Below are 7,801 nucleotides of genomic sequence, written 5' to 3'. Positions count from 1 at the left end.
GGGGCGGTACCGCGGTCGAGATCATCAATGACAAGGCGCTGGCGCTGCCGCCGCTCGACCTGCAGCTCGCGCGCGACCTGATCGAGCACACTCGCGTCTCGCGCCTGCTGCGCGCCTATCGGGACGTGCCGGCGGTCAAGCAGGACGCCGTCGCCATGGTGCTGGTCAAGCTCGCCCAGATGTCCGCCGACATTCCCGAGATCCGGGAGCTGGACATCAATCCGCTGCTTGCCGACGAGGCCGGGGTGACCGCGGTCGATGCGCGCGTCGCCGTCGGGGCGCCGCAGCGAAAATTCGCGGGCTCAGGGCCCGCCAATTTTGCCGTCCGAGCCTATCCGTCGCAATGGGAGCGTCACCTCGAGCTCAAGGAGGGCTGGCGCATCTTCGTGCGGCCGATGCGCCCCGAGGACGAGCCGAAAATTCACGAATTCCTGCGGCACGTGACGCCGCACGACCTGCGCCTGCGCTTCTTCGCGCAGATGAAGGAGTTCACCCATCAGTTCATCGCGCGCCTGACCCAGCTCGACTATGCCCGCGCCATGGCGTTCATCGCCTTCGACGAGGCGACCGGCGACATGGTTGGCGCGGTCCGCATCCATTCGGACTCGATCTACGAGAGCGGCGAATACGCCATTCTGCTGCGATCCGATCTGAAGGGCAGGGGACTCGGATGGACCCTGATGCAGCTGATCATCGAATATGCGAGGTCGGAGGGACTGAAGGTCATATCGGGCGATGTGCTGCAGGAGAACATCGTGATGCTCGACATGTGCCGGCAGCTCGGCTTCGAAGTGAAACCGGACCCGGTCGAGCCTGATATCTGCGACGTGCGGCTGAAGCTCTAGCGGATCGCAAGACGCGCCCCGTCACGATTGATTTGCGCCAAGCATGGAGACCTTGTGGCCGGCTTGAGGCAGGTCAATCTGGCTGCCATGTGCCGGCCTACAAACGCATGCGAGCTTGGGACGGGTCGTCCCGAGGAGGATGTGATCTTGAACGCTGAACCCCTGTTGGCGGCGATGCCGTCCGGCGACGTGCTCGAACTGCGCCCGGCCGGGTCGTGGACTGCAGCCAATGTCTCGAGACTCGAATCGCTGTCGCGCTCGGTGAAGCCTGACGTCGACCGGTCGAAGCTCGTGAAGTTGGACATGAGCGGGGTGAGCGAGCTCGATACGCTTGGTGCATGGCTGCTGGAGAAACTTTCCCGACGAAGCCCGTCGACGGGCAGCCCAGCCGAGATCGTCGGCGTTGCCGACAATTACAGCGGCCTCATGGATGAGGTTCGTCAGGTCAATCGCCACAATCCGGCACCCGTGCCGATGCCCAACCCGGCTTTGCTGCGACTGAACGATCTCGGCAAGGCCACGGTCGGCGCGCGGGAAGACATCGCGATCTTCCTGCAAATGCTCGGCGCGCTGTTCATCGCCTTGATCGGCGTCCTGCGGCGGCCGCGATCGTTGCGGCTGACGTCGCTGGTCTATCAGCTCTACCGCATCGGCTGGCAGGCGATCCCGATCATCATGCTCATCACCTTCCTGATCGGCGCGATCATCGCGCAGCAGGGCTTTTTCCATTTTCGCAGGTTCGGCGCCGAGTCATATACGGTGGACATGGTCGGCATCCTGGTGCTGCGCGAGCTCGGCGTCCTGATCGTCGCCATCATGGTCGCCGGGCGCTCGGGCAGCGCCTATACCGCCGAGCTCGGCTCGATGAAGATGCGAGAGGAGATCGATGCGCTCTCGACCATGGGGCTCGATCCGGTCGACGTGCTGATCCTGCCGCGCGTGATGGCGCTCGTCATCGCGCTTCCCATCCTGGCCTTCATCGGGTCGATTGCCGCGCTCTATGGCGGCGGCCTGGTCGCGCAGTTCTACGGCGACATGGGGCCGGCGATCTATCTCGCCCGGCTGCACGAGGCGATCTCCGTCACCCATTTCAAGGTCGGCATCCTCAAGGCTCCGTTCATGGCGCTGGTGATCGGCATCGTCGCCTGCAGCGAGGGGCTGCGGGTGAAGGGCAGCGCCGAGTCGCTGGGCAAGCAGACGACGACATCGGTGGTGAAGTCGATCTTCCTCGTCATCGTGCTCGACGGCCTGTTTGCGATCTTCTTCGCTTCGATCGGAATGTGACGATGGCGGATACGTCGCAAGCGTTCGCGATCCACGTCCGCGATCTCGTGGTCGGCTTCGGCCGCCAGATCGTGCTCGATCATCTGTCGCTCGATGTCCGCCGGGGCGAGATCCTCGGGCTGGTTGGCGCGTCGGGCGGTGGCAAGTCGGTGCTCATGCGCACGATCATCGGCCTGATCCCACGCCAGGGCGGTGAGATCGACGTGATGGACCAGCCGATCGGCGCGACGCACGATCGCAGCACCCAGAGCGTCGCGAGCCAATGGGGCATCTTGTTTCAGCAGGGCGCGCTGTTCTCATCGCTGACGGTGCGGCAGAACATCCAGTTTCCGCTCCGCGAAAATCTCGACCTGTCACAGGAATTGATGGACGAGATCGCGACCGCAAAGCTCGAGATGGTGGGATTGTGGCCGCAGGATGGCGACAAATATCCGGCAGAACTATCCGGCGGCATGACCAAGCGCGTGGCGTTGGCGCGCGCGCTGGCACTGGACCCGCCGATCCTGTTCCTGGACGAGCCGACCTCGGGCCTCGATCCGATCGCGGCCGGCGATTTCGATGCGTTGATCAAGACCTTGCAGAAGACGTTGGGGCTCACCGTATTCATGGTCACCCATGATCTCGCCAGCCTTACGACCGTGTGCGATCGCGTCGCTGCGCTTGCGGACGGAAAGATCGTGGCCATCGGGCCGATGCGCGAGCTGCTTCGATCCGAGCATCCCTGGGTGCGCGCCTATTTCCACGGCAAGCGTTCCCAGATGCTGCAACCCCAGATGAGATGAGACATGGAAACCCGCGCTCCCTACGTCCTGACCGGTGCCTTCGTGATGGCGGCGATTCTTGCGGTCTTCGGCTTCATCTACTGGCTGAACAACACCGGCGGCATTGGGCCGCGCACGAGCTACCACGTGCAATTCCAGGGCCCCGTGCCGGGACTGCTGGTCGGTGCCGGTGTGCTCTTCGACGGCATCCGCGTCGGTGAGGTCACCGCGCTCGCGTTGGCGCCGGACAACCCGCGCTTCGTCAATGCGACGATCTCGGTGGCGTCAGCCACGCCGGTGCGTGCCGATACCAAGGTCGGCCTGGATTTCCAGGGCCTGACCGGCGTGCCAGTGGTGGCGCTGGAGGGCGGCATGATCGTCGCCAAGCCGGGCGAGATGCCGGTGCTGATCGCCGATGCCGGTGCCGGACAGAGCATGACGCAGGCGGCACGCGATGCGCTGCGCCGCGTGGATTCGGTGCTGGAAGAGAATTCCGGTCCGCTCAAGGACACGATCGCCAACTTCAAGACATTTTCTGACGGGCTTGCGCGCAATACCGGCAAGCTCGACGGCATCGTCGCAGGGCTGGAGAGGATGACGGGTGGCGCGACGCCGGTACAGAAGATCACCTTTGATCTTCGCGCGCCCCGGAATCTCGGGGCCGTCGGCAAGACCCTGTCGGAAGCGCTGGCAATCCCTGAACCGACCGCGGTGGCGATGTTGCAGACACAGCGAATGTTGTTTTCACCGGTCCAGGACTATCCCGGCTTTGCCGAGTTCCTGTGGGCCGACAGCATTCCCAAGCTCCTGCAGGCGAGGCTGATCGATAGCTTCGAGAACTACGACATCGCGCACGCCCCGTTGCGAACGAGCGATGTCGGTCAGGCGGACCAACAGCTTCTGATCGACGTCAGGCGCTTCCGGATATCGACCGACGGCGATCCGGTCGCCGAGATCGGCCTCTCGGCCAGGATCGTCGACAAGAACGGCAAGGTGGTTGCATCACGGCTTCTGGAGGCGACCGAGAAGCTCGACAAGATCGAGCCGGCTGCCGCGGTCGAGGCCTTCAACGCCGCGTTTGCCCGGATTGCAAAGGAGCTGATCGGCTGGACCGTGCAGTCGTTCTAGTCTTACTGCGCCAAAGACCATCATGGCAGGCGCTATTCCAGCGTCTTCAGATAGGACAGGAGATCGTGGATCTGGTCTGGATTGAGCTCGAAGGCCGGCATGTCGGCGTGGCCGGTATAGATGCCCTCTGCGAGCGCTTCTCCGAGCGTCTCAATCGGGTAGCGTCGATGCAATGTCCGGAATGGCGGGGCGATCTTCAGCGGGCTTTCCGACCTGCGATCGATTGCATGGCAGCGCGCGCAATTGGCGCGCGCGTAGGCCTCGCCGCGTTGCTCGGCCTTGGAGGCGGCGAGGGCTGGCGTTGCCAGGAGAAGCGCGATCAGGATTTGACGAAGCGCGGATTGCAGCATGGAAGGATTATTCTCGAAGAGCCCGCGCAGAGAATACGGACGCGACGCCTTGCAAAATTGATCTGGGTCAACTGCGTTTGTGACAAGGCAGTAAAATGCGATGCGCGCCAGACTCGGCCTAAGCCGAAGAGCGTGGCGCCTGGCTGGAGCGGTGGATGAAGTCTTCCCTGGTTGCAATCGAACCCAGCGGGCACTTCTGCAAGGAGTGCTCGATACGTGAGTTCAGCGTGTGCGCTTCGCTCGATGCGGCTGAGCTGAGGGAGTTCGAGCATCTGGGGCGCCGCGTGCATTTTACCGCCGGCGAGACGGTGTTTTCCGAAGAGGACATCACGACATCCTTCTACAACCTTCTCGAAGGCGTGATGAGGCTTTACAAGCTGTTGCCGGATGGGCGCCGGCAAATCGTCGGCTTCGCGCTGCCAGGCGACTTCCTGGGGATGAATGTCTCCGGTCGCCACAACTTTTCTGCGGACGCGATCGGCCCCGTGACGGTTTGCCAGTTTGCCAAGGCAGCGTTCGGACGTTTCATCGAGGACAGGTCGCATCTGCTTCGCCGCATCAACGAGCTGGCCGTGCGCGAGTTGAGCCAGGCTCGCGACCACATGGTTCTGCTCGGACGCCGTTCCGCGGAGGAGAAGGTCGCAACCTTTTTCCTGAGCTGGCGCGAGCGCCTGATACAGCTCAACGGGCGGTCGAACACGGTGCCATTGCCGATGAGCCGCCAGGACATCGCCGACTATCTCGGACTGACCATTGAAACGGTCAGCCGCACCTTCACCAAGCTCGAGCGCGTCGGTGTGATCGAGATCATCCATGGCGGTATCAGCCTGCTCGATCCGGCGCGCGCCGAGGCCTTGGCGGCAGCGTGAGAGACCCCCTTTCCATGGTGATCGCTGATTTTTGATCGCGATCAACGACGACGGTCGGCCGCCGCGCATAATGCCCAGGTTGATGAACTCGGGGGGAGGGGCACCATGCCGATCGATGCGCTGTTGATGACTATTGCCGTTGTGACCGTCTTCGTCGCCTTTGCGGCAGTGTTAGCGTGGGCGGACCGCCAAACGAGGCCCAACCGGCTCAAGTCGAACGAAACAGCCTTCAAACATTGAAGCGGCTGGGATCATAGCCGCGTTGGCATGGCCTGAAACGGAGTCGGGCGAGTCTCCATCTTGGCCCTGCGAGGTGAAGGCCCTCCATCGTCGCGTTATGGTTAATTCGCAACTCAGCATCAGGCCGATCGCGCTGATGCAGCTTATGGCTGCACATTCCGCGTGACGGGAACGGTCCCACTACCGGCCCTTGTCCAAAAGTGCATATATGTGGTTTCCGGTTGAAAAGCCCGGCAACGTTGACTACGCAGGAACTATAGTACCTCGCAGTCTTAGGAGTCCGGCGGCGTGCCTCAGGACAAGACCAGCGATCCCCGGCAGTCGTCGGGCAACAAGCTGTCGGTGCTGCGCAAGCATCCGATCTTCGCTGATCTGGAGCCGGATGCGCTCGATCAGCTCTGCCGTTATGCCAAGCATACGACCGTCAAGCGTGGCGCGACCATTGCGGCGAAGGGCGATCCCGGCAACAACCTCTTCGCGGTCATCTCCGGCACGGTGAAAATTTCCTCTTCTTCGCCTGATGGGCGCAATGCCATCCTCAATTTGATCGGTCCCGGAGAAATTTTTGGCGAGATCGCGGTGCTCGATGGTGCGCCACGGTCGGCGGACGCGACCGCCAATACCAATTGCGAGCTCTACATCATCGATCGTCGGGACTTTCTGCCCTTCGTGAAGAGCCAGCCGGAACTGGCGATGAAGTTCATCGAGCTGCTCTGCGGCCGGCTGCGCTGGACCAGCCAGCAGGTCGAGCAGGTGATCCTGCAGAACCTGCCGGGACGGCTCGCCAGCGCGCTGCTTGGCCTGACCGAGGAGCGCAAGCTCGACTCCGGCAGCGGAACCCTCGCGATCACCCAGCAGGAGATCAGCGAGATGGTCGGCATGACCCGCGAGAGCATCAACAAGCAGTTGCGAGCCTGGGCCGCACGGAGCTGGGTCCGCCTCGAGCATGGCGCCATCGTCGTGCTCGACATCGACGCGTTGCGCGAGCTTGCCGAAAGCGGTCTCGAAGGCGAATGACAAAGTTCGGTGTCAGCCGTCGATGATGGCGACGGCCCGCGTCCAGCCTGCCGAGGCGCGCTCGATCTTCACGGGGAAGCAGGAGACCGTGAATCCCGTCGACGGCAGCTTATCGAGATTGTGCAGTTTCTCGAGATGGCAATAACCGATGTGACGCCCGGCCTTGTGGCCTTCCCAGATCAGCCTCGCATCCTTGGTCTCCGCGTATTTCTTCGCGGTATGGACGAACGGCGCGTCCCAGCTCCAGCCGTCGGTGCCGGTCAGACGCACGCCACGCTCGAGCAGACACATCGTGGCCTCATAACCCATGCCGCAGCCTGAATTGACGTAGTCGGCGCGTCCGAATTTCGCGCCGGCGCTGGTGTTGACGACGACGATCTCCAGCGGCGACAGCGTGTGCCCGATACGCTCGAGCTCCTTCTCCACGTCGTCGGCGGTGGCCACATAGCCGTCCGGCAGGTGACGGAAGTCGAGCTTGACGCCAGGCTGCAGGCACCATTCCAGTGGCACCTCGTCGATGGTCCAGGCGCGCTCGCCGCGGTTCATGGTGGGATGGAAGTGCCAGGGCGCATCGAGATGCGTGCCATTATGGGTCGACAGCGACACCTGCTCGACCGCCCAACCCTGGCCATCAGGGAGATCTTCCGCTTTCAGCCCGTCGAAGAATTGCAGCATGCGCGGCAGGCCCTGCTGATGATCGATGTATTGGATCGTCGGATGGTTGCCGGGTGGGTCGGCCGGCACGTCATTCTGCAGCGGCACCGAGATGTCGATCAGCTTTCGCGGCATGGATGTTTCCTCAAGATGTCCCGTTCTGTTGCGGAGCATCTTGAAGTGGCTGATCGATCGATGCAACTCCTGCATTGATCGATGCCGGATTTGGCTTGGACTCAGAATGCCGCCCGTCCTAGGGACGACATTGGCGACATGCGCACAGGGATGGGGTTGGCCGTCCCGTCCGAGCCCCCAAGCCGCAAGCAATAGCGGTCGAGCGTAAATCGAGAGGAACGTCCATGGATACAACGAGCATCGTCTATCTCGTATCCGGCATTGGCCGACGGCGAGCCGCGATTGCGGGGAGGCCGGCACTTGCCGCGCAAGTCCCCGCCGCTATTCTCCATGCGACAACGCCGAGGACTTCGCGCCGGAGATCATGAAGCTGCAGAATCCACCGGACTCCGTCGCACAATGCTACGAAGGTGGTGCGTTTGTGACGCTTGACTTCACACCTGAACAGGAGCGCCTTAAGGCGGCCCGCAGCACCTGCGCAACGACGACATAATCAATTGAGGAGGAAAGATCAGATG

General features: G+C 62.6%; 9 protein-coding genes. 7 read left to right on the top strand and 2 right to left on the bottom strand.

The annotated features are described in order from the left end of the window. The 4 genes from SO156_RS45290 to SO156_RS45275 form a co-directional block, all read left to right on the top strand. The coding region (locus SO156_RS45290) for a GNAT family N-acetyltransferase (protein ID WP_498539392.1) at nt 1-845 on the top strand (845 nt) is incomplete at its 5' end. A gap of 147 nt (nt 846-992) precedes the next feature. Beyond that, a complete protein-coding gene (locus SO156_RS45285; RefSeq protein WP_498539391.1) occupies nt 993-2,129 on the top strand; it encodes an ABC transporter permease in 1,137 nt (378 codons plus the stop codon). A gap of 2 nt (nt 2,130-2,131) precedes the next feature. Continuing rightward, a complete protein-coding gene (locus SO156_RS45280; protein ID WP_498539390.1) occupies nt 2,132-2,911 on the top strand; it encodes an ABC transporter ATP-binding protein in 780 nt (259 codons plus the stop codon). A 3-nt stretch (nt 2,912-2,914) separates the two neighbouring features. Then, entirely contained in the window at nt 2,915-4,018 is a 1,104-nt protein-coding gene (locus SO156_RS45275; protein ID WP_498539389.1) for an ABC-type transport auxiliary lipoprotein family protein, read from the top strand. A 32-nt stretch (nt 4,019-4,050) separates the two neighbouring features. Here SO156_RS45275 and SO156_RS45270 read toward each other — a convergent pair whose 3' ends face one another. Beyond that, nucleotides 4,051-4,368, bottom strand: coding sequence for a c-type cytochrome (locus tag SO156_RS45270; RefSeq protein ID WP_498539388.1), 318 nt, complete (start codon nt 4,366-4,368; stop codon nt 4,051-4,053). A gap of 155 nt (nt 4,369-4,523) precedes the next feature. Between SO156_RS45270 and SO156_RS45265 the strand changes: the two genes are divergently transcribed. From SO156_RS45265 to SO156_RS45255, 3 genes are all read left to right on the top strand, one after another. Then, nucleotides 4,524-5,237, top strand: a complete 714-nt coding sequence (locus tag SO156_RS45265; RefSeq protein WP_498539387.1) for a helix-turn-helix domain-containing protein — start codon at nt 4,524-4,526, stop codon at nt 5,235-5,237. Between the two features lie 105 nt (nt 5,238-5,342). Beyond that, nucleotides 5,343-5,477, top strand: coding sequence for a hypothetical protein (locus SO156_RS45260; protein ID WP_458151358.1), 135 nt, complete (start codon nt 5,343-5,345; stop codon nt 5,475-5,477). A gap of 288 nt (nt 5,478-5,765) precedes the next feature. After that, nucleotides 5,766-6,494, top strand: a complete 729-nt coding sequence (locus tag SO156_RS45255) for a Crp/Fnr family transcriptional regulator (protein ID WP_458151357.1) — start codon at nt 5,766-5,768, stop codon at nt 6,492-6,494. A gap of 12 nt (nt 6,495-6,506) precedes the next feature. Here the strand turns inward: SO156_RS45255 and SO156_RS45250 are convergent, their stop codons facing one another. Next, nucleotides 6,507-7,283, bottom strand: a complete 777-nt coding sequence (locus tag SO156_RS45250; protein ID WP_498539386.1) for a cyclase family protein — start codon at nt 7,281-7,283, stop codon at nt 6,507-6,509. Nucleotides 7,284-7,801: the final 518 nt, after the last annotated feature.

Source organism: Bradyrhizobium sp. UFLA05-125, assembly GCF_059803515.1.
Note: the sequence above shows the minus strand (reverse complement) of the source record. Positions and strands in the feature narration are given on the sequence as shown.